The 19,589-nt window shown below is 65.7% G+C and carries 23 protein-coding genes and 1 tRNA gene; 8 read left to right on the top strand and 16 right to left on the bottom strand.

What is annotated here, in order from left to right; all coding sequences use genetic code 11:
• Positions 1 to 97 precede the first annotated feature (97 nt).
• A complete protein-coding gene (locus V7702_RS09210; protein ID WP_335649819.1) occupies positions 98 to 448 on the bottom strand; it encodes a hypothetical protein in 351 nt (116 codons plus the stop codon).
• 180 nt (positions 449 to 628) lie between these two features.
• Between V7702_RS09210 and phaC the strand changes: the two genes are divergently transcribed.
• The gene (gene phaC / locus V7702_RS09205) at positions 629 to 2,683 is read left to right on the top strand and encodes a class I poly(R)-hydroxyalkanoic acid synthase (RefSeq protein ID WP_335649818.1); all 2,055 of its coding nucleotides are present in this window, start codon (positions 629 to 631) and stop codon (positions 2,681 to 2,683) included.
• A gap of 101 nt (positions 2,684 to 2,784) precedes the next feature.
• Complete coding sequence (locus V7702_RS09200; protein WP_335649817.1) at positions 2,785 to 3,480, top strand: hypothetical protein; 696 nt, start codon at positions 2,785 to 2,787, stop codon at positions 3,478 to 3,480.
• A gap of 30 nt (positions 3,481 to 3,510) precedes the next feature.
• Here the strand turns inward: V7702_RS09200 and V7702_RS09195 are convergent, their stop codons facing one another.
• The 7 genes from V7702_RS09195 to V7702_RS09165 all read right to left on the bottom strand — a co-directional run bounded on the left by V7702_RS09195 (position 3,511) and on the right by V7702_RS09165 (position 9,980).
• Positions 3,511 to 4,770, bottom strand: coding sequence for a serine hydrolase domain-containing protein (locus V7702_RS09195; RefSeq protein ID WP_335649816.1), 1,260 nt, complete (start codon positions 4,768 to 4,770; stop codon positions 3,511 to 3,513).
• Positions 4,771 to 4,854: 84 nt separating this feature from the next.
• Positions 4,855 to 5,352: a peptide-methionine (R)-S-oxide reductase MsrB gene (gene msrB / locus V7702_RS09190; RefSeq protein WP_335649815.1), complete on the bottom strand. Its 498-nt coding sequence runs from the start codon at positions 5,350 to 5,352 to the stop codon at positions 4,855 to 4,857.
• 48 nt (positions 5,353 to 5,400) lie between these two features.
• The gene (locus V7702_RS09185) at positions 5,401 to 6,987 is read right to left on the bottom strand and encodes a PAS domain-containing hybrid sensor histidine kinase/response regulator (RefSeq protein ID WP_335649814.1); all 1,587 of its coding nucleotides are present in this window, start codon (positions 6,985 to 6,987) and stop codon (positions 5,401 to 5,403) included.
• 139 nt (positions 6,988 to 7,126) lie between these two features.
• Positions 7,127 to 8,113 carry an N-acetyl-gamma-glutamyl-phosphate reductase gene (gene argC / locus V7702_RS09180; RefSeq protein WP_335649813.1) on the bottom strand — a complete coding sequence of 329 codons (987 nt, stop codon included), beginning with the start codon at positions 8,111 to 8,113 and terminating at the stop codon, positions 7,127 to 7,129.
• 105 nt (positions 8,114 to 8,218) lie between these two features.
• Positions 8,219 to 8,689 carry a 30S ribosomal protein S9 gene (rpsI, locus tag V7702_RS09175; protein ID WP_300574442.1) on the bottom strand — a complete coding sequence of 157 codons (471 nt, stop codon included), beginning with the start codon at positions 8,687 to 8,689 and terminating at the stop codon, positions 8,219 to 8,221.
• 5 nt (positions 8,690 to 8,694) lie between these two features.
• The gene (gene rplM / locus V7702_RS09170) at positions 8,695 to 9,168 is read right to left on the bottom strand and encodes a 50S ribosomal protein L13 (RefSeq protein ID WP_335649812.1); all 474 of its coding nucleotides are present in this window, start codon (positions 9,166 to 9,168) and stop codon (positions 8,695 to 8,697) included.
• Between the two features lie 161 nt (positions 9,169 to 9,329).
• Positions 9,330 to 9,980, bottom strand: coding sequence for a 2-hydroxychromene-2-carboxylate isomerase (locus V7702_RS09165; protein WP_335649811.1), 651 nt, complete (start codon positions 9,978 to 9,980; stop codon positions 9,330 to 9,332).
• A 153-nt stretch (positions 9,981 to 10,133) separates the two neighbouring features.
• Here V7702_RS09165 and V7702_RS09160 point away from each other — a divergent pair, with 153 nt between their 5' ends.
• Positions 10,134 to 11,555, top strand: a complete 1,422-nt coding sequence (locus tag V7702_RS09160; RefSeq protein ID WP_335649810.1) for an alkaline phosphatase PhoX — start codon at positions 10,134 to 10,136, stop codon at positions 11,553 to 11,555.
• Here the strand turns inward: V7702_RS09160 and V7702_RS09155 are convergent.
• Positions 11,552 to 12,583 (bottom strand): COX15/CtaA family protein, encoded by a 1,032-nt coding sequence (locus tag V7702_RS09155; protein WP_335649809.1) that lies wholly within the window; start codon positions 12,581 to 12,583, stop codon positions 11,552 to 11,554. The two genes, V7702_RS09160 and V7702_RS09155, sit on opposite strands and share 4 nt — an antisense overlap.
• Positions 12,584 to 12,749: 166 nt before the next feature.
• On the opposite strand from V7702_RS09155, the gene V7702_RS09150 reads away from it, so the two are divergent.
• From V7702_RS09150 to V7702_RS09135, 4 genes are all read left to right on the top strand, one after another.
• Positions 12,750 to 12,998: a GlsB/YeaQ/YmgE family stress response membrane protein gene (locus tag V7702_RS09150; protein ID WP_335649808.1), complete on the top strand. Its 249-nt coding sequence runs from the start codon at positions 12,750 to 12,752 to the stop codon at positions 12,996 to 12,998.
• Between the two features lie 68 nt (positions 12,999 to 13,066).
• Entirely contained in the window at positions 13,067 to 13,264 is a 198-nt protein-coding gene (locus V7702_RS09145; RefSeq protein WP_335649807.1) for a DUF2842 domain-containing protein, read from the top strand.
• A 367-nt stretch (positions 13,265 to 13,631) separates the two neighbouring features.
• Positions 13,632 to 13,708, top strand: a tRNA-Pro gene (locus V7702_RS09140).
• A 79-nt stretch (positions 13,709 to 13,787) separates the two neighbouring features.
• Positions 13,788 to 14,507: a hypothetical protein gene (locus V7702_RS09135; protein WP_335649806.1), complete on the top strand. Its 720-nt coding sequence runs from the start codon at positions 13,788 to 13,790 to the stop codon at positions 14,505 to 14,507.
• A 247-nt stretch (positions 14,508 to 14,754) separates the two neighbouring features.
• On the opposite strand, the gene V7702_RS09130 is transcribed toward V7702_RS09135, so the two are convergent.
• The 6 genes from V7702_RS09130 to V7702_RS09105 all read right to left on the bottom strand — a co-directional run bounded on the left by V7702_RS09130 (position 14,755) and on the right by V7702_RS09105 (position 18,752).
• Positions 14,755 to 15,162, bottom strand: coding sequence for a MerR family transcriptional regulator (locus V7702_RS09130; RefSeq protein ID WP_335649805.1), 408 nt, complete (start codon positions 15,160 to 15,162; stop codon positions 14,755 to 14,757).
• A 3-nt stretch (positions 15,163 to 15,165) separates the two neighbouring features.
• A complete protein-coding gene (locus V7702_RS09125) occupies positions 15,166 to 15,474 on the bottom strand; it encodes an integration host factor subunit alpha (RefSeq protein ID WP_300578845.1) in 309 nt (102 codons plus the stop codon).
• A gap of 92 nt (positions 15,475 to 15,566) precedes the next feature.
• Positions 15,567 to 16,547 carry a beta-ketoacyl-ACP synthase III gene (locus tag V7702_RS09120; RefSeq protein ID WP_335649804.1) on the bottom strand — a complete coding sequence of 327 codons (981 nt, stop codon included), beginning with the start codon at positions 16,545 to 16,547 and terminating at the stop codon, positions 15,567 to 15,569.
• A 1-nt stretch (position 16,548) separates the two neighbouring features.
• Complete coding sequence (plsX, locus tag V7702_RS09115) at positions 16,549 to 17,601, bottom strand: phosphate acyltransferase PlsX (RefSeq protein ID WP_335649803.1); 1,053 nt, start codon at positions 17,599 to 17,601, stop codon at positions 16,549 to 16,551.
• A 63-nt stretch (positions 17,602 to 17,664) separates the two neighbouring features.
• Positions 17,665 to 18,183, bottom strand: a complete 519-nt coding sequence (locus V7702_RS09110; protein ID WP_335649802.1) for a YceD family protein — start codon at positions 18,181 to 18,183, stop codon at positions 17,665 to 17,667.
• Complete coding sequence (locus tag V7702_RS09105; RefSeq protein WP_335649801.1) at positions 18,180 to 18,752, bottom strand: ubiquinol-cytochrome C chaperone family protein; 573 nt, start codon at positions 18,750 to 18,752, stop codon at positions 18,180 to 18,182. Before V7702_RS09105 ends, V7702_RS09110 begins: the two co-directional genes overlap by 4 nt.
• A 63-nt stretch (positions 18,753 to 18,815) precedes the next feature.
• Between V7702_RS09105 and V7702_RS09100 the strand changes: the two genes are divergently transcribed.
• Positions 18,816 to 19,298, top strand: coding sequence for an outer membrane protein assembly factor BamE (locus V7702_RS09100; protein ID WP_335649800.1), 483 nt, complete (start codon positions 18,816 to 18,818; stop codon positions 19,296 to 19,298).
• Positions 19,299 to 19,382: 84 nt separating this feature from the next.
• Here the strand turns inward: V7702_RS09100 and V7702_RS09095 are convergent.
• Positions 19,383 to 19,589, bottom strand: a 207-nt coding sequence (locus tag V7702_RS09095) for a sodium/proton-translocating pyrophosphatase (protein ID WP_335649799.1), incomplete at its 5' end; no start/stop codon positions are given.

Raw genomic sequence — 19,589 nt, 5'->3', positions numbered from 1 at the left:
TGCTGCGGCGTTGGGGAGCTGAAAGTCGCGCATGGATAGACTCCGGGCTGGAGTCCGCCAAGCAGGCTCAGGGAACTTTTCGCCTCCGCAGGCCCCCTCAACGGGGCGACGGAGGCGGTGTAGCTCGCTCCCTGGCGTCGCGCGCGAAGGCCTCGGTGTCGCTGGTGGTGATGGCTGGAGGCGGCGTGACATCGGCCTGGGCCCGGGCGGCGAAGGCGGCCGTGCCGTCGAGCGTCCAGGTTCCGGGCGCCGTCTGCGCCGCCAATTGTGCGCCGGCGGCCTCCACGCTGGCGACCGCACGGGCCCAATCGCGGGCCGTGCGGGGATTGGCGGGCGCCGGGGGGATGTCGCTGAACTTCGGATAGGCCGTGTCCGCTCGCGCGCCGGCGATCACCGCCTGCGCGGCCGGCGACTCGGGATCGACAGGCGCCGTGGCGAACGGGCTCACGCCTGCGCAGCCGCCCAGGATCGAAAGACCCAGGCACGCGACCGCGCCATGCCACAACCGGGCGTTTTGTGCGTTTCGAAAAAGGCGAGCCAAGACGTTCATGTCGGCCTCGCTCTTATGACATGATGCGACCCAGTGAAAGGGCTGCAATCGGCCCACCTGCCCGGAGGATGGCGTTCCATGAGCGAAAAAGGCTCGCAGACCAAGGGCTCCGGCTCCAGGAGCCGAACCAAGTCCAAGTCGCCCGCATCCAAGATCAAGGCCGTCGGCAAGCCGACCGTCAAGGTCGCCGCCGCGCCCATCGAAGCCAAGGTCGCGCCGCCTCCGAAGGCCGCCCCGAAACCCAAGCCCAAACCTCGGCCACAGGCCTCTCCGAAGCCCCAGCCTGAGGCCGCCCAAGCCTCGCCTCAAGCCGCGCCGCCGGAGCCGACCGCCGCCCTCGCCGCCTTCCCGGACCTGACGGCCGAGCAGCGGCGTCTGCTGGAAAACCTGTCGACCAATCTCGCCCGTGCGGCCATGACCGCCCAGGGCGCGATCGCCGAGGCGGCCCTGCGCCAGGCCGACCGCCCCGCCGCCCTGTCCACCGATCCCTTCCACATCGGTCCGTCCCTGACGGAGGTGATGGGCAAGCTGGCCAGCCAGCCCGACCGCCTGGTTCGCGCCCAGGCCGACCTTCTGACCCGCTACATGGATCTCTGGCAGGCGACCGCCCGGCGAATGGCCGGCGAGACGCCGGAGCCGGTGGCCCAGCCGCTCAAGGGCGACAAGCGGTTCCTGGACCCCGACTGGTCAGAAAACCCCGTCTTTGACGTCATGAAGCAGTCCTACCTGGTCACCGCCGACTGGCTGCAGAGCCTGGTGGGCGGGGTCGAGGGTGTGGAGCCGATCTCGCGTCGTCGCGTCGAGTTCTTCATGAAGCTGCTGACTGACGCCTTCTCGCCCACCAACTTCCTGGCCTCAAATCCCACGGCCATGCGCGAGATCATGGCCACAGGCGGCGAAAGCCTGGTGCGCGGCATGGAGAACTTCGCCGCCGACCTGGCCCGCGGCGGCGGCCAGCTGTCGATCAGCCAGACCGACTACGAACAGTTCAAGATCGGCGAAAATGTCGCCACAGCCCCTGGCAAGGTCGTCTTCCAGAACGAGTTGCTCCAGCTGGTGCAGTTCTCGCCCTCCACCAAGGAGGTGCATGAGATCCCGCTCATCATCTTCCCGCCGTGGATCAACAAGTTCTACATCCTCGATCTTCGCCCCGATAACTCGATGATCCGCTGGCTGGCCGACCAGGGGATCACGGTCTTCGTCGCCTCCTGGGTGAACCCGGACAGGGCCTTGGCCGGCAAGACCTTCGAGGACTACCTGCGCCAGGGCATCTATGAAGCCACCGATGCGGTCATGAAGCAGGCGGGGGTCGATCGTCTGAACGCCGTCGGCTACTGCATCGGCGGCACGCTGCTGTCGGCGGCCCTGGCCCACATGGCGGCCAAGGGCGATCAGCGGATCGCCTCGGCCACCTTCTTCGCCGCCCAGCAGGACTTCAGCGAGGCGGGCGACCTGCTGCTGTTCACCGACGAAGCCTGGCTGAAGGACCTGGAGCAGAAGATGGACGCCGAGGGCGGGGTCCTGTCGGGCCAGGCCATGGCTGACACCTTCAATGTCCTGCGCTCCAACGACCTGATCTGGTCGTTCTTCGTGAACAACTATCTGATGGGCAAGGAGCCGAGGCCCTTCGACCTGCTGTTCTGGAACTCCGACCAGACTCGCATGCCCAAGGCGCTGCACATGTTCTATCTGCGCCAGTTCTACGGCCAGAACGCCCTGGCCAAGGGCGAACTGGAGCTGGACGGCGTGCGCCTGGATCTGGGGGCGGTGAAGACGCCAGTCTATGTGCAGTCCTCCAAGGAGGACCATATCGCGCCGGCGGGTTCGGTTTATCGCGGCGCGCGCCTGTTCGGCGGCCCGACCACCTTCACCCTTTCGGGCTCCGGTCATATCGCTGGCGTGGTCAATCCACCCTCAGCGAAGAAGTATCAGCACTGGACCTTCGACCAACTCCCCGAGACCCTGGCGGACTGGCAGGGGAACGCGGTTGAGACGCCAGGCTCATGGTGGCCCCACTGGATCGTCTGGCTGAAGTCTCATGCCGGTGGGATGGTCCCGGCCCGCGATCCCGCCAAGGGGCCGCTTAAGCCGATCGAGGACGCGCCGGGCAGCTATGTGAAGGTCAAATCCTGACCCTCGACACGCTCACGCCTGGGATATCCGCGATACCCGATCCGGCATAGTCTGTCCGGATCGGGCGGAGGCGTCCGCGCCTCAAGCGGGAGTGTGGGGTCATGAAGAGTCTTTTGACGGCGGTCCTGGCGACCGTCCTGAGTGTCGGCGCCGCGGCGGCGCAGGTCCCGATGACGGAGCGCACCGAGCAGTTGCAGTTAAAGCCACGGCGCGTGCCCGGCCTGCTCGGTTATGGTTTCGACCTCGCCGAATACAGCGGAGAGACCTCCAGCCGCAGTTCCAGCTTCCGCGCCCTGGGCCGGGCGATTTCGCGCGACAGCGCAACGACGAGATTCAAACTCCAGAGCCCCTCAATCCCGGCGCTGGAGGCCGATTGCGCTGGCGGCCAACGCCGGACCCAGCTTGGCTGGATCACCTTCGAACGGGAGGATCTAAGCTATGTCTGCACCTTCAGCCGGGACGGCGCGCCCATTCCTGGGGCGAGCTTCGAACTGGCCTTGCAGAAGGCTGGGTTTCTGGCCCGCATGTCCCAGCCTCAAAGGGCAGGCGAGATGACCTATGGGGGCCAGACCATACGGCTGCAGACGCAGCGCATTGGCGGCGTGCCCCTGCCGACCGGGCGGATCGCGGGCTATGTCTTTTACAAGGACGGACAGGAGATCGGTGGGATCGACTTCAACCGGATGATGTCTCCGGCGATCTACCTGCCGGAACAGGGCTCTCCGGATCGGGACATCGTCGCCCTGGCGGCGCTCTCGATCCTGTTCTTCGCCGATCCCGCCAACCAGATGGAGTAGCCGGCCGCCCGGGGACGGCCGGCTGGATTTTCAATCGGTCATCAGCGCCTCGTAGACCAGGCGCGGCGAGATTTCCCGCATGGCCGGGGTGCCGGCGCCAGGGATGCTGCCGCGTAGATTCTGGATCATGCCCACGAAGACCAGGTCATTGGTGGGATCGATCCAGAACCAGGTCCCGAAGGCTCCGCCCCAATAGAAGGAGTTCAGGCCCTGGGGCGTGCCCGCGGCCTGGGGATCATTGATGACCGCAAAGTCCAGGCCAAAGCCGGTCCCGGTCTGGCTCGGGCCATAGAGATCCACCGTCACGCCTTGGGCCAGCACATTGGTGCGCATCAACTCCACCGTTTCCGGCTTCAGGATGCGAACACCGTCCAGTTCGCCGCCATTGGCCAGCATCTGGGCGAAGCGCCAGTAGTCCTCTGCGGTGGAAAGGAGCCCGCCGCTGCCCGACAGGAAGGTGGGCGCGCTGGTGGGCGCCGCCCTCACCTCGCCGGCCGGGGCGATCAGGCCATCCTCGCCATAGGTGTGGACCGCCGAAACCCGGTCGAGCTTGGCCGCGTCGACGTGAAATCCGGTGTCATCCATCTTCAGGGGATCGAAGATCCGGCTCTTGAAGAAGTCATCCAGGTTCTGCCCTGACAGCTTCTCGACGATGTAGCCCTGGATGTTGACGCTCGGCCCATAGCGCCAGTCGGTTCCCGGCTGGACGGCCAGCGGCAAGGCGGCCAGCTTGTCGATCATGGCCTGGAGATCGCCGTCCTGCAGCCCATCGTCGTCATAGCCGGCGCTGACATCGAAGCCGGCCGTATGGCTCATCAGCTCTCGCATGGTCATTGGATGCGCCTGGGGTTCGGTTTCACCGTCGGCGGTAGCGACCATCAGGTCCGCAAATTCCGGGATGTGCTTGGCCACCGGATCGTCCAGGCTCCACCTGCCCTCTTCCCAGAGGATCATCATGGCCACGCCTGTGATCGGCTTGGTCATGGAGGCGATGCGGTAAATGGTGTCGAGCTTCGTCGGCTGACCCGTGGCGACATCCTGGACGCCATAGGCTTCGTAATGGACGACCTTGCCCTCTCGGGCCAGCAGGGTCACCGCGCCGGCCAGCTTCTTCTGGTCGACCAGGGCCTGCATCTCGGCCGTCAGCGCATCGACGCCAGGTGCTGTGAAGCCGACCTCGGCGGGCGCCGCCATGGGGACGTCGGCGGCGAGGACCGGTCCAGTGGCCAAGGCGGCCAGCGCCACAGCGGAGACAGCGCCGGCCAGCCGGCGTGCAAGATGATGTCGCATCGTTCTTCCCTAAGGTGTTCTTCTCGTTGGGAGCACTCATAGGGCGCCGCCGAACCGCAGCCTAGATGTTCGTCGCGTCTCGCCTCAGGCGGGGACGAACTTCAGCGCCACGCCGTTGTTACAATAGCGCAGGCCGGTCGGGCGAGGGCCGTCCTCGAACACGTGGCCCTGATGACCGAGGCAGCGGGCGCAGTGGTACTCGGTGCGGGGAATGCCGATCTTGAAATCGGTCTTCTTGCCCAGGGCGCCATCGATATAGGTGTAGAAGCTCGGCCAGCCGGTGCCGCTGTCGTATTTCCAGTCGGATTTGAACAGCGGCAGTTCGCACCCGGCGCAGACGAAGGTCCCCTTGCGCTTCTCGCGGTCCAGGGGGCTGGAGCCGGCTCGCTCGGTGCCTTCACGGCGCAGGACCTGATAGGCGGCGGGCGACAGGCGGCTCTTCCACTGGGCGTCGGTAAGCTTGCGCCAGGAGGCGTTGGCATAGGCGTCGGCGGCCTGGGCCTGGGACCCGCCGCTACAGGCGGCGAGCGCGCTGGCGCCCAGCAGAAAGCCCCGACGATGAAAGGCGTGCATGAGGTTCATACCTCATCATACGCTGGCGATCTGGACTTGGATGAGGCGTCGCGAAATCTAGATGGCGACGACCGCCTGGATGCCGCCCAGCAGGCTGGCCGCCGTGATCGGCTTGGCCACATGGATGTCGGCGCCGGCCGCCAGGGCCTCGTTCTGGTGCTCGGCCATGGCGTTGGCGCTCAGCATGATGATGGGCGTCGGCGACGCACCCCGCTTGGCCTCCAGGGCGCGGATCGCCCGGGTCGCGGCCAGGCCGTCCATGTGCGGCATCTGCATGTCCATCAGGACCACATCGAAGACGCTCGATTCAAAGGCCGACACCGCCTGAAGCCCGTCTTCGACGGTGACCAGTTCGGCCGCCTGACTGGCCAGGATGAGCTGGACCACCCTCTGGTTGGTGGGGTGATCCTCGGCGAGCAGCACGCGCAGGGGCCGATCACTGGCCGAATGTGACACCGGTGCGCCGGGATGCTGAACCTCGCCGTCCGGCAGAGGTTCGGCGCGCGACAGTGGGATGGACACCACAAAGCGGCTGCCCTGCCCTGGCTCCGAGGTCGCGGTGATCTTCCCGCCCATGAGATCTGTCAGCGAGCGGCAGATCGAGAGGCCGAGGCCCGTGCCGCCGAACCGCCGGCTGATCGTTTCGTCGGCCTGGCTGAAGCGGTCGAACAGGCGGGCGGCCTGATCGGCGCTGAATCCCACGCCGGTGTCCTCCACCTCAAAGATGAGGCGATCGCCGTCCGGCGCCTCGCTCTGGCTGATCCGCAGGGTGACCTGGCCCTGCTCGGTGAACTTCACCGCATTGGACAACAGGTTGCTGAGGATCTGGCCGATCCGCGTGGGGTCGCCGAGGAAGCGCCCTTTGGCGGCCTCGTGGCGCTCCACTTTCAGGACCAGGCCCTTGTCGTCCACCCGGTGGCGGGTGACCTCGATATAGGGGCGCAGGGCTTCGTCCAGATCAAACGGTCGGTTTTCCAGTTCGAGCTGACCGGCCTCGATCTTGGAGACGATCAGGAAGTCCGACACCAGCCGCTCGAGGATCACGCCTGAATCCCGGACCAGACCGACCATCTCCGCCTGCTCAGGACTTAACGGAGTCCGCGACAGGGCGTCGATGATACCGATCACGCCGTTGAGCGGCGTGCGGACCTCGTGGCTCATATTGGCCAGGAAATCGGTTTTGGCCCGACTGGCCGCCTCGGCCGTCGCCTTGGCCTCGAGCAGTTCGCGCTCGGCGGCGACTCGTTCGGTCACGTCTCGGGCGACGCCGTAGATGCGATCGCCGAAGCGCTGTGCGCGCCATTCCAGGGTGCGATAACCCCCGTCCCTGTGGCGATAGCGGTTGATGAATCCGAGAACCGGATCGCCGGGGCGGCGCTGTTCCACCTCTTTGACGCTGTTCTGGGTGCCAGGAAGGTCGTCCGCGTGGACCAGACGCAGCAGCGGCAGGCCTTCCATATCCTTAGGATCATGGCCGAGGATGGTGTGCCATGAACGGCTGGCCTTCAGCACGCGCCCCTCAATGTCGCGGATGACCAGCAGGTCGAGTGACACCTCGAAGAAGGTGCCTATATCCAGATCCCACGCGCCACGGTCCCGGGCCGGCGCGTCGCCCTGCGGATCAATGAATGACGCCTGGGTCATGGGCGAGAGATCCTTGTAAGCGCCGGACTACGACCGCCGGAGAATGAGGGTCGCAGGGTTAAGCTCTGATTGCGGAGGTCGGATCGGAGGCGTCAGCAGGGGCAGAATCGACATGGCTCACGCCGAATTCTGCATATCCCTAGGGGCGACTCAATCCGGCGTCCTCATCGAGGCCAAGCATCAGGTTCAGGTTCTGGACGGCGGCGCCCGAGGCGCCCTTCCCAAGGTTGTCGAGCACGGCCAGCAGGCGAGCCTGGCCCTTGGTCTCGTCGCCGAATACATGGAGCCGCAAACCGTTCGTACCGTTCAAGGCCTCAGGGTCGAGGGCTTGCACATAGCCGCTGGCGCCAGCCCGCGCCTGGCTGAGTTGAGAGGTCTCCAGATCGGTCGCCACCTGGATGAAGGCCTCACCGGCATAGGCTTCCGAGAGCGCGGCGCGGAGATCGGCCACCGCCGGCCGGCCGGGCAGCGCCCACAGCGCCACGGGAACCTCGACGATCATTCCCTGGGCGTAGCGTCCCACCGCGGGTGAAAAGATCGGCGGATGGGCCAGACCCGTACAGGCCACCATCTCCGGCAGGTGCTTATGGGCCAGCGTCAGGCCATAGGGCCGGAAGGCGTCGGCCGACGAGGGGGGCGGCGCCTGCTCGAACTCTTCGATCAGGCCCTTGCCCCCACCGGAATAGCCGGAGACCCCATGGACGCTGAGGGCCGCTTCAGGCGGGATCAGGCCGGCCCGCACCAGGGGCGCCACCAGGGCGATGAAGCCGGTGGACCAGCAGCCGGGATTGGTCACCCGCTTGGAGGCCGCGATGGCCTGGCGATGGCCTGGCGCCAGCTCCGGAAAGCCAAACACCCAGCCCGGCGCCGTCCGGTGCGCGGTGGAGGGGTCGATCACCCGCACGTCGGGGTTTTCGATCATAGCCACGGCCTCCCGCGCGCCCTCGTCGGGCAGGCAGAGAATCGCCACGTCCACGCTGTTGAGCAGCTCGGCCCGGGCAGCCGCGTCCTTGCGCCGCGCCGGATCGATCGACACCACCTCCAGGTCGCGCCGGTCGGCGAGGCGCTGGCGGATCTGCAGGCCCGTGGTGCCGGCCTCGCCGTCGATGAAGATCCTGTGGGCCATGGTCGTCTCCCGTGGACGATGAACAAGAAGTGGGACGATGGACAAGAAAAAGGGCGCTCCGGTCTCCCGAAGCGCCCCATTCGCATACGCGGTGTTCGCGCGCGATTAGCGCTTCGAGAACTGGAAGCTGCGGCGGGCCTTGGCCTTGCCGTACTTCTTACGCTCGACGACGCGCGAGTCGCGGGTCAGGAAGCCGTGCGGCTTCAGGACCGGACGCAGGCCCGGCTCGTAATAGGTCAGCGCCTTGGCGATGCCGTGGCGAACAGCGCCGGCCTGGCCCGAAAGGCCAGAGCCCTTCACGGTCACGATGACGTCGAACTGGCCCAGGCGGTCGGCGATCTCGAGCGGCTGGGCGATCATCATGCGCAGCACGGGACGCGCAAAATAGACTTCTTGGGTGCGGCCGTTGATGGTGATCACGCCCTTGCCGGGCTTGATCCACACGCGGGCCACGGCGTTCTTGCGCTTGCCGGTGGCGTAGGCGCGGCCGTACTGGTCGATGACCGGTTCGCGCGGCGCGGATTCGGGGTTGGAAGAGAGGCTTTGCAGAGCCTCGAAACCTTGGGTCTCGGACATGGGCCTCAGGCGCTCCGCACGTTCTTGGCGTTCATCTCGGCGAACGCGATGGTCTCGGGGTTCTGGGCGGCGTGCGGATGCTCGGCGCTCGTATAGATGCGCAGGTGAGTCATCTGCTTGCGGGCCAGAGGGCTTTCCTTGGGGAGCATGCGCTCCACGGCCTTTTCCAGGATGCGCTCGGGGAACTTGCCGCCGAGGATCTTGTCCGCGGTCCGTTCCTTGATGCCGCCCGGATGGCCGGTGTGCCAGTAGTAGACCTTGTCGGTCAGCTTCTTGCCGGTGAACTTCACCTTGTCGGCGTTGACAATGACGACGAAGTCGCCGCAATCGACGTGCGGGGTGTAGTCGGGCCGATGCTTGCCGCGAAGACGCATGGCGACGAACGAGGCGAGGCGGCCGACCACGGCGTTCTCAGCATCGATCACGATCCACTTCTTCTCGACCTCGGCGGGCTTCAAAGAAGCCGTGGTCTTCATCATGGGGACGATCCGTAAGTTGCGACGGCGGCAAGGCGCCGGCGACGTGAGGCGCGGCATGTACGGGTCGAACGCCACCTTGTCAACACGAATGGCCCGGAAAGCCTTATAAAACACGGCCCCTAGAGGCAAGGTATCATATTACCGCGAACGGCTGAACCCGCCTATCTCGCCTTCAGGCCCTGCTGCTCCAACCGCCATTTGAACTGGTCGAAGCGGTCCTGACCAAAGAAGGGCTCGCTGTTGAACGCGATCATCGGCACCCCGTAATGGCCGGCCTGTCGCTGCGCGACCTGGTTGGCCTCGACGATGGCGTCGAGTCGCTCGGATTCGGCGTCGACGGCGCTGGCCAGCTCCTTGGGATCGAGGCCGGCGCGCTCGGCGGCCTGGGCCAGGTGGTCGCCCTCGTGCCAGTTCTCCACCTCACCGCTCCAGATCACCCGGCTGACCTCGGTCAGATAGGCCAGGCCCCTCCCCCGCTCGGCCGCGGCGACGCCCATCTGGGTCAGCCGATGAATGTGAGGCTGTTCCTTGGGATAGGTGCGGGTGGCCATGTCCATATAGACCGGGTCAGGGCGCGGCCAGGCGAACGGCAGGCCCAGGAAGGCCGCCTCCCGGTGAATGTCCGCCAGGAAATAGCTGAACCACAGCGGGTCCCGGGTCTCGAAGAACTCGGGCGTGCGCACGGCGAGCGGATAGACCGGGCGGATATTCCCCTTGACGTCATAGGCCGCCTCCAGGGCCATCAGCCGCGGCGTGATCATGTAGGAATAGGGCGAGCGGAAGGACCAGTAGAGGTCGTAGGTCAGTGTCATGGGCGTCCCTCCTGGACCCTAAGCCGACGAGCCGCGCCGTTATGACACGATACATGTCAGTTCTCGCCGAACCAAGACCCGAACGCCCGTCATCGCCTCGCCATGGCTTTGTCGTATGGTGGGACAACACAGACGCCCGATCACGGATTCTCCATGACCCTTCACCGTCGCGCCCTGCTGGGCGCCGCTGCGGCCGGCGCCGCCTTTTCCGGCTACGCGCTGCGGGCGCAGGCCCAGACGTCACAAGCGTCAGCAGGCGAAACCTATGTCAACGAGGTCCATGGCTATGGCCCGCTGATCCCCGACCCCTACAAGATTCTCGACCTGCCTGAGGGCTTTTCATACCGGGTGATCTCCCACGCCGGTCAGACGATGGATGACGGGTTCTTCGTGCCCTACAAGGCCGACGGCATGGCCGCCATTCCGATCGGCGGATCGAAGATCGCCCTGCTTCGCAATCACGAGCTCAATCCGCGGGACCTGAACTATGGCCCAACGGGGCCGGGCCGCAAGCTGATCGACAGGCTGAAGCCCGAGCAGGCCTATGATGTCGGCCCCGACGGCCATCCCCTGCCCGGCGGCGTCACAACCTTGATCTACGATCTGAAGAGCCAGCGGCTGGAGAGCCAGCATCTCAGCCTGACCGGGACCCTGATCAACTGCGCGGGCGGCGCCACGCCCTGGGGCTCGTGGCTGTCCTGCGAGGAAACCACCCTCTCGGCCCAGGCGGGCCTGGGCAAGTCGCACGGCTGGGTGTTCGAGGTCCCCGCCACGGCCAAGGGCCTGGTGGATCCCGTCCCGCTCACGGCCATGGGACGGTTCCAGCACGAAGCCGCCGCCGTCGATCCCGGGACCGGCGTCATCTACGAGACCGAGGACTCCTTCGATTCCAAGGGGCTGTTCTACCGCTTCCTGCCCAATGACCGGCGCAACCCGGCCAAGGGCGGCCGGCTGCAGGCCCTCGGCTTCCGCAACGCGCCTGAGGGCGGCGACGCCCGCAACATGAAGGGCTCGGAGCCCACCTGGCAGGTCGGCGAGACCCGCGACTGCGTCTGGATCGATGTCCAGGGCTCGGACAACCCGCACGAGGACTTGCGCCTACGCATGCAGGCGGCCGGCGCGGCCTTCATCGGCCGTGGCGAGGGGATCTTCTGGAGCCCGGAGGGGGTCTACTTCACCTGCACCTCCAGCGGACCGGCCGGCCATGGTCAGGTGCTGCGCTACATCCCAAGCCCGCACGAAGGCCAGGCCGGCGAGGCCGATGCCCCCGGCCGGCTGGAGCTGTTCGTCGAGCCGACCGATTCCCGGGTCATGGACTTCGCCGACAACCTGGCCATCTCGCCCTGGGGCCACATGTTCGCCTGCGAGGACCGCTATTCGGAGACCCTGCGCAACCACCTGAAGGGCATCACCCCGGATGGCCGGGTCTATACGATCGCCCGCAACGTCTTCGAGGGGAACGCTGAGCTGGCCGGCGCCTGCTTCTCGCCCGACGGCTCGACCTGCTTCGTCAACATCTACTGGCCGGGCCTCACCCTGGCGATCACCGGCCCCTGGAACAGCTTCCGGGTCTAGACTCTGCGAATCCGCCAGGCGAAGGCTGTCGCCAGTCCCAGGACCACGGCGGCCATCAGTTGGTGCAGCATGCCCAGCCACAGGGGCACGGCCAGCATCAGGGTGGCGATCCCCAGAACGGCCTGCAGCAGCGTGGCGTGGGTGGTGGCCATCATCAGCCGCTTGGCCGGCGGCGGCACATAGTTGGTCCGCCGGGCGCTGATCGCCATCCAGACGGCGGCGATCATCAAGACATAGCCGCCAAGCCGGTGATGCAGCTGCACGGCGCCCTGGCTGTGGGCCAGGGTGCCCCATAGGCTTTCGCCCGCATAGTCCCGCGGGAAGAGCGTGCCGTTCATCAGAGGCCAGTCGTTATAGACGAAGCCGGCGTCGTTGCCGGCCACCAGGGCGCCCAGCAGGATCTGCAGGAAGATCAGGCCCATCAGGCCCAGGGCCAGGGCGCTCCATGGGCTGGGCAAGGGCTGCCGCGCCTCCCCTCGCCAAGCGTCCAGGGCTGTCCATATGAGGGCTGCGAACAGGATGAAGGCCAGACCCAGATGGACCATCAGGCGCTCTGGCGCCACCGAGACCCGGTCGGCCAGGCCGCTGGCCACCATCCACCATCCGATCGCGCCCTGCAGTCCGCCCAGCACCAGGAGGCCGACGCACCGCAGGATCAGGCGCTTGGGGATCTCTCGCCGCGCCAGGAAGTAGACGAACGGCAGGGCGTAGACGAGGCCCACCAGGCGGCCGAGGAAACGGTGCGCCCACTCCCACCAATAGATGGTCTTGAACTCCGCCAGGGTCATGCCCCGGTTCACCAGCTGGTACTGGGGAATCTCCTGGTACCTGGCGAATTCGGCGTTCCAGTGCGCGTCGGACATCGGCGGCACAGCGCCGGTGACGGGCTTCCATTCGGTAATGGAGAGGCCGGAGTCCGTCAGGCGGGTCGCGCCGCCGACCACCACCATTGCGAGCACGAGAGCGGCCACGATGGCGAGCCAGAGGGCGACCGGCGTCGATCGGTCCGAGCGCAGGAAAGAGGTCATTACGGCGAGATCGCGCCTCTTTTGGGTTTAAGTTGGGCCATGGGCTAAAGCACGCGACGATTTCCGTCCATGCCTTGTCCGCTTGCCAGGAGATTGGGAACCCCCCAAGCTTGACCGCATTCAGGGTGGGCGGCGTCTTCAGCCGTCTTTTGGGAGGAAACGAACCATGAGCGGCGTCGGAATTCTAAGCGCAATCATCATCGGCATCTTCGCCGGCTGGATCGCCGAAAAGATCATGAAGCGCGACCACGGCCTCTTCACCAACCTTCTGGTGGGTCTGGTCGGCGCCCTGATCGGCGGCTTCATCGCCAACCTGATCGACTTCCCCTTCGACGGCTTCATCGGCAGCCTGATCGTCTCGACCGTGGGCGCCGTCCTGCTCCTGGCCATTCTGGGCCTCATCCGCCGGAAGTGACAGGCCCCCGGCGCGCGCCCTATAGGGAGGTGCGCGCCGGACCGGCGCGAGGATCAATGGGGCTTTCCATGAGCGCGCGCCAACGCAAGCTGATCGGCATGTTCGCGATCCTCGCCTTCGTGGCCGTCTATGCCGTGGCCGCCGTCGCCATCGGCGAGCGGCTGCCCGACAACGTCGCGATCCAGGTCCTGTTCTACGGGATCGTCGGACTGGCCTGGGGCGTTCCGATCCTGCCGCTGATCAGCTGGATGAACCGCGGCCGGTAGGCCGCCGGCGTCTCTCAGGCGATAGAATTCCGACGTGATGCTTGTTTCGACCCCGCCGTTTCAGGCGATGGTCGGAGCGGCGGGATTCGAACCCACGACCCCTTGACCCCCAGTCAAGTGCGCTACTTACTCACGAAGAACCGTTGCTTCGATGTAAGTTATTGAAAAATAACGCCTCTTAGATTGGCGCTCTGTCTACACGGCGGAGCGTTGCGCCCGGGTGGGGGCATTTGAGGGGGACTTCAGCTAAGTTGCGGTCGGAACAATGTCTACAGCTGCGTAACAACGCAGCTAGAGGGCGAAAAAGGGTAATGAAGGGGCTTGGAATCGCCGTGGTTCAGGCTAAAAGGGCCGCCCGCCGTGGTTCCGGGGATTAGCGCAGGCTGGTAGCGCGCTTGACTGGGGGTCAAGAGGTCGTCGGTTCAAATCCGGCATCCCCGACCACGGCGGTTGACCCCAAGCTGGATTGCCTTGCCCCTTTTTAGGGACAACCATCGCCTGCGGTGACTGGGGGAACACACTCGTGCAGCAGGTACCACCCGCTTTCAAGTCGGATATCATTTACGGTGCATTCGTTATCGACGGGTCTGCATTACGCAGGCTCGAAGCGGCGGTCAGAATGCACCTAGATGGTGAAATAGCGACGACCTACGAACTCACCCTAGTAGATGGTTCAAAATTCATAGGTTCTACATTTGAAGAAATCGAACTCATGCCCCTTCACCACAAAGAAAGGGCTGAGTTTGAAATCACCTTCAAGAGCGATTTCAATTCACAGCGCAAGTGGCCTAGAATCGGAATTTCCTACAAGTACCGCAAAGAATTCCCGCGAGTTATGGTTTGGGTGGCCGAACACACCAACCCACCTGGCGTAATTAGAACATTGGCTTCATTCGCCAATGGCACTCGCCGCTGGTATTCATTTTTATATTGCTTCGATTCTTCTTCGGTCTTCATCCCGCCGGCTCTCTTTTCGTTTATCCTCTTCACGCTTTGGCTTAGGTATCCGTCTCCCCCCTTGATTTGGTGGGGTTGGTGTCTCCTGGGTGCCTCGCTGTTTGGAATGTGCGCAGTCACAGTTATGCGGCGGCTTCTGTTCGTCCCGATAGGCGTGCTGTTTGGTGAGGAGTTAGTCCGTGAAGATAGGCGCGTGGAGAACCGCCGCGGCTTGCTTCGATGGCTAACGGGCGGCCTTTTACTCACACTCGCTGGGGCCGCTTTGAACGCCTTTCTGATGCGGTGATCATGCCTGAGCAGCCGAGGTGAGGCGCGCTGAAAAGGGGGCGTTACGCACCTATCGGGCGTCGACAATGTCCGACACTGGCCGACAAAGGCCACTTGATAGTCTAACGATTTCAAGCAAAGCCTTGTAGACAAAGCGTCTACGGGCGACTGCGGAGTTTGTGCGCTACCAGGCTGCGCTACGCTCCGTCGCCAGCGGCGAGGTCGCGTCTTATAGGCGGGCGCCTGCGGCCCGGCAACCCGCAAAGTCAGGCCTGCCGACCGCCATCCCCAAGCAGTCGATCCAGCCGCGCCTTGGCGGCCTCGAGATCTTCCAGAACCAGCGCCAGGCGGTCGCGGATTTCTGAATCCGCCAGGGCCTCATCCGGCGCTTCGCCCCCGAGATCGGCTCCCGATTCGGCCAGCAGCCGGCGCAGGCCCTGGTCCTTGTGCAGCTTCTGGACGCCTTTGATCGTGTAGCCTTCGTCGTGCAGCAAGCGCCGCACGCCCTGCAGGACGGCGATGTCCTGGGGCCGGTAGAACCGGCGACCGCCGGCCCGCTTCATCGGGCGGATGAATGAGAACTTGGTCTCCCAGAACCGCAGCACGTGCTGGGGCACGTCCAGCTCCTCAGCCGCTTCCGAAATCGTCCGGAACGCTTCGGGGCCCTTGGCCACGGCCTAGTCTTCCTCTGCGAGCGCCTTGTCGACCCTCGCCTTCATCACCTGGGATGCCCGGAAGCCGATCACCCGACGCGGCTCGATGGCCGCCGGCTCGCCGGTCTTGGGATTGCGGCCCATGCGCGCGCGCTTGGCGCGGACCTGGAAGACGCCGAAGCCGGAAAGCTTGACCTGTTCACCGGCCTCAAGAGCCTGGATCATCAGCTCCAGCGTGCGTTCGACGAGCGTCGCGCAGTCCTGCCGAGACAGTCCGACCTCGTCGTGAACCGCCTCGCAAAGATCAGCTCGCGTCAAAGTCGAGCCCTTCATGCGTACCCCGCCCCCGGACAAACCAACTGGTCCCCTCATGCCGTGATTGTCGGGCAAGGTCAAAGGGTTCCGGTCCAGTTCTGCGCCCAGACTCAGAAGCGCAGCACGCAGGCGCCCCAGGTCAGGCCGCCGCCCATGGCCTCCAGCAGCAGAAGATCACCCGGCTTGATGCGGCCATCGGCCACCGCGACGGCCATGGCGAGGGGAATCGAGGCTGCGGAGGTGTTGGCGTGATCGGCCACCGTCGTGACCACCTTGGACTCCGGAATGCCCAGGCGACGCGCGACCCCTTCCAGGATGCGCATATTGGCCTGGTGGGGCACGAACCAGTCCACTGCGGCGACATCGATTCCGGCGTCGGCGGCCGCGGCCGTGACCGCTTCGGAGATGTTGACCACGGCGTGGCGGAACACCTGGTTGCCCTGCATCCGCAGCTTGCCCACCTCGCCATTGGTCGAGGGGCCGCCGTCCACATAGAGGAGGTCCTGCTTGGTCCCGTCGGCGCGGAGCGCAAAACCCAGCAGGCCGCGATCTTCCGTGGTCCCGGCGCCAGCCGCAGGCTCCAGCACCACAGCGCCGGCCCCGTCCCCGAACAGCACGCAGGTGCCCCGGTCGGTCCAGTCCATCAGCCGGGTCATGGTCTCGGCCCCGATCACCAGGGCGCACTTGGATCGGCCGTGGGCGACGAAGCCGTCGGCCACCGACAGAGCGTAGACAAACCCAGAGCAGACCGCCTGGATATCGAAGGCGATACCCACGGGACACCCCAGCTTGCGCTGGACGATGGCCGCGGTCGCCGGGAAGGTCAGGTCGGGGGTCGTAGTGGCGACGATGATCAGATCGACCTCGTCGGGCGTCCGGCCGGCCGCCGTCAGCGCCTTGCGCGCAGCCTCCACGGCGAGGTCGGAAACGGCCTGGTCCGGCGCCGCGCGATGACGCTGGCGAATGCCGGTTCGTTCCCGGATCCATTCGTCGCTGGTGTCCACGAAGCGGGACAGGTCGTCATTGGTGACGACCTCGTCGGGCAGATAGCCGCCCACGCCGGTGACGGCGCTGCGAAATGCGGAACTCAACTCACTCGCCTCCCTGGCCCGCGGGCGGCGGCGGACTGGCGCCGAAACCGAGACGGGTCATGCTTCGCGTGATCTCGGCGGCGAAATCGCTGCGCGCCAGATCCGCAGCCACCTGAATTGCGTCGGCGAAGTCGCGAATCTCGGCCCCACCATGGCTCTTGACCACCACACCATTGAGGCCAAGCAGGGGCGCCGCGGCCGGCGGGCTGAGCTTTTCGCGGAAGGCCAGCAGAGCCTTGCGCGCCATCATCGCCCCGAGCTTGGACGGCAGGCTCGACATCAGGGCCGCGCGCAACTCGCTGGTGATGAACTTGGCCACGCCTTCGGCCGTCTTCAGGGCGACATTGCCGGTGAAGCCGTCGGTGACGACCACGTCGACGACGCCGCGGGTCAGATCATCGCCTTCGACGAATCCGTAATAGTTCAGGCCAAACTCGCCCTCGCGCAGCATGCGGTGGGCCTCGCGGACCTCTTCGTGGCCCTTGATGTCCTCAGAGCCGACGTTCAGCAGACCGATGCTGGGGCGTTCGACCCCGTGGGCGGCGCGGTGGAAGGCTTCCCCCAGAATGGCGAACTCCACCAGCCGCGCGGCGTCGCAATCCACATTGGCGCCGACATCCAGCACCGTGGTGAAGCCCGAGACGGTGGGCCAGCTGGCCGTCAGGCAGGGCCGGTCCAGATCGGCGCTCATCCGCAGGACGAGCTTGGAGATCGCCATCAGAGCGCCGGTATTGCCCGCCGAGACTGCGCCCTGGGCCTCGCCGAGCTTCACCGCCTCGACGGCGTTCCACATGCTTGAGCCCTTGCCCCGGCGCAGGGCCGTGGCGGGCTTTTCCTCGCTGGCCACCACCTTGTCGGTGTGGCGCACCTCGACCTTGCCAGCCAGTTGCGGCAGGCGGGCCAGCTCAGGCTCGATAAGGGCGGCGTCGCCATGGGCGAGGAAGCGCAGCCCCTCCCCCATCTTCCCGGCGGCATGGGCCAGGGCCGGAATGGTGACGGCCGGGCCGTGATCGCCGCCCATGGCGTCGATGGATATGGTGACCGATTGGCTCACGACGTGAATTCAGCCCCTGTTCGCCGCGGCTCCGCGGCGTTGTGCCCGGCGCGTAGCCGGGGATCACCCATGGTCGTCCTTCAGCCGCTTAAGCACAGCGAAGGGCGAGTCGTCATCCTGTGGCGGCGTGTAGTCGAAGGTTTCCCCCGGCAGTCGGGGAAAGGGGTCGATCTCCACCGCCAGGTGTTCGATCACATAGGCGGCCAGGTCGATGGTGTCGCCTTCAAGAATTTCCGGCGGATCGGGCGATTCGGGATCAAGCTCGATCTCGATTTCCGGATCGGGCGCATTGGGGCTGCCTGCCGGGACAAGACGAACCTCGATCGGTCCCTCGACCGTCTGGTCGAAGACCTCCAGCGAAAGTCCTGATTCCTGCTCGACCACGGCCTGGAACCTGCCGCCGATCTCCACGCCGTCCAGCCAGGTCCGCAGGCGAAGATCGGCGCTGAGGCTCTTGACCGCTCGCACGCCGAGCTTCGGCGCCAGCGCCTTGAGCGTTGCGGCATCGGGTTCCAGCCGAAGAGTGACCGGCCCCCGGGCCAGGGCGCCCATCTTGAAGGGGTGGGTCCAGACCTCGCTCACGGCGCCACCCAGGCGACGTCGCCGGCCAGGAAGGCGTCCAGAGGCTGGTCGGCCAGGTTCTGCCTCTGGCGCAAGACATAGGCCACCATCGCGGTCGTGGGCGCGTCTGCAGCTTCGGCATAGACGGTGCGCCCGACCAGCGCCGCCAGGGGCGCCTCGTCAGGCAGGCTCGCCAGGGCGGATTCGTACGACTTCACCCGGCCATAGAAGGCCTCGCCCAGCTTGCGCATCTTCTTGCCGACCGACAGGTCGCCGACCCCCATCTCGCGCAGGGCGTCGTCCAGGGCCGAGACATAGGCGTCGAATAGGGCCTGGGCGGTGTCGGCGGCGGCCTCGCCTTGGCGCTTCAGGCGGTCCAGCAGCAGGACCACGTGCAGGGAATAGAGTTCGAAACGGCCCTCGACCGTATCGGGCGCCCCCAGGCGGCTGTAGAATTCGGGTTGGCGGGCCTGAGACACCACCTCGGAATAGAGCTTCTGCCCCGCGATCTTTGCGGGTTTTGGACGAAAGAGACGCTCCAGGATCATCTTGGCCTCGATTTCGCCGCCACAGGGCGTTAACGGCGGCATTGAACTAAGGCCCCGCGGGCGATAGGTCAAAGTCTTGAAATCTTGAACAGGTCCGGTTCCCACATGTTTCGCCGTGTCGCCTTCGCCGCCCTTTCGGTCGGACTGCTGACCACCAGCGCCTGCGCGCCGATGACCACCTATTCCGGATTCCAGGCCATCGACGCCAATCCCAAGGACGTCAAGGTCGGCGAGGACACCAAGTCCACCGTCCGCGGCAGCCTCGGATCGCCCTCGGCCACCTCGACCTTCGAGGACGACGTCTGGTTCTATATCGCCCAGGTGAAAGAGCGCGTGGCCTTCCGACGGGCCCAGGTGGTCAACCGCGAAGTGGTGTCCATCACCTTCAATCCCGAAACCGAGGTCGTGGAGACGGTGGACCACTACACCCTCGAGGACGGCAAGGTGATCGCCTATAACGACCGCGAAACCCCGACCCGTGGCCGCGAGCTGACGGTGCTCGAACAGCTGCTGGGCAATGTGGGCCGCGGCGGCATGTTGCCGCGGGATGACGAAGGGGTGCCCGGCACCCGTCCCGGCGACCGTTAGAACCGGCCACTACAGTTGAAATGAGAAACGCCCCGGAGATCACTCTCCGGGGCGTTCTTCGTTCAGGGCCTTGAGGCCTGGAGACTATCCAACGCCGTGGGCGAGGACGGCCAGCAGCAGCAGGGCCACGATGTTGGTGATCTTGATCATCGGGTTCACCGCGGGACCTGCGGTGTCCTTATAGGGGTCGCCAACGGTGTCGCCGGTGACGGCGGCCTTGTGAGCCTCCGACCCCTTGCCGCCGTGGTGGCCCTCTTCGATCAGCTTCTTGGCGTTGTCCCAGGCGCCGCC

Origin of the sequence: Phenylobacterium sp. (genome assembly GCF_036963605.1) — a bacterium.
Classification (GTDB): Bacteria; Pseudomonadota; Alphaproteobacteria; order Caulobacterales; family Caulobacteraceae; genus Phenylobacterium.
This window is presented reverse-complemented; position numbering and strand designations above follow the sequence as displayed.

What these genes read in the sequence shown, in the direction of transcription:
- V7702_RS09105 (WP_335649801.1), bottom strand. Translation starts at nt 18,752, where the DNA reads ATGCCGCCGTTAACGCCCTGTGGCGGCGAAATCGAGGCCAAGATGATC.
- rpsI (WP_300574442.1), bottom strand. Translation starts at nt 8,689, where the DNA reads ATGTCCGAGACCCAAGGTTTCGAGGCTCTGCAAAGCCTCTCTTCCAAC.
- V7702_RS09150 (WP_335649808.1), top strand. Translation starts at nt 12,750, where the DNA reads ATGAGCGGCGTCGGAATTCTAAGCGCAATCATCATCGGCATCTTCGCC.
- V7702_RS09200 (WP_335649817.1), top strand. Translation starts at nt 2,785, where the DNA reads ATGAAGAGTCTTTTGACGGCGGTCCTGGCGACCGTCCTGAGTGTCGGC.
- msrB (WP_335649815.1), bottom strand. Translation starts at nt 5,352, where the DNA reads ATGAACCTCATGCACGCCTTTCATCGTCGGGGCTTTCTGCTGGGCGCC.
- phaC (WP_335649818.1), top strand. Translation starts at nt 629, where the DNA reads ATGAGCGAAAAAGGCTCGCAGACCAAGGGCTCCGGCTCCAGGAGCCGA.
- V7702_RS09145 (WP_335649807.1), top strand. Translation starts at nt 13,067, where the DNA reads ATGAGCGCGCGCCAACGCAAGCTGATCGGCATGTTCGCGATCCTCGCC.
- V7702_RS09125 (WP_300578845.1), bottom strand. Translation starts at nt 15,474, where the DNA reads ATGAAGGGCTCGACTTTGACGCGAGCTGATCTTTGCGAGGCGGTTCAC.
- V7702_RS09100 (WP_335649800.1), top strand. Translation starts at nt 18,816, where the DNA reads ATGTTTCGCCGTGTCGCCTTCGCCGCCCTTTCGGTCGGACTGCTGACC.
- V7702_RS09160 (WP_335649810.1), top strand. Translation starts at nt 10,134, where the DNA reads ATGACCCTTCACCGTCGCGCCCTGCTGGGCGCCGCTGCGGCCGGCGCC.
- argC (WP_335649813.1), bottom strand. Translation starts at nt 8,113, where the DNA reads ATGGCCCACAGGATCTTCATCGACGGCGAGGCCGGCACCACGGGCCTG.
- rplM (WP_335649812.1), bottom strand. Translation starts at nt 9,168, where the DNA reads ATGATGAAGACCACGGCTTCTTTGAAGCCCGCCGAGGTCGAGAAGAAG.
- V7702_RS09195 (WP_335649816.1), bottom strand. Translation starts at nt 4,770, where the DNA reads ATGCGACATCATCTTGCACGCCGGCTGGCCGGCGCTGTCTCCGCTGTG.
- V7702_RS09155 (WP_335649809.1), bottom strand. Translation starts at nt 12,583, where the DNA reads ATGACCTCTTTCCTGCGCTCGGACCGATCGACGCCGGTCGCCCTCTGG.
- V7702_RS09165 (WP_335649811.1), bottom strand. Translation starts at nt 9,980, where the DNA reads ATGACACTGACCTACGACCTCTACTGGTCCTTCCGCTCGCCCTATTCC.
- V7702_RS09185 (WP_335649814.1), bottom strand. Translation starts at nt 6,987, where the DNA reads ATGACCCAGGCGTCATTCATTGATCCGCAGGGCGACGCGCCGGCCCGG.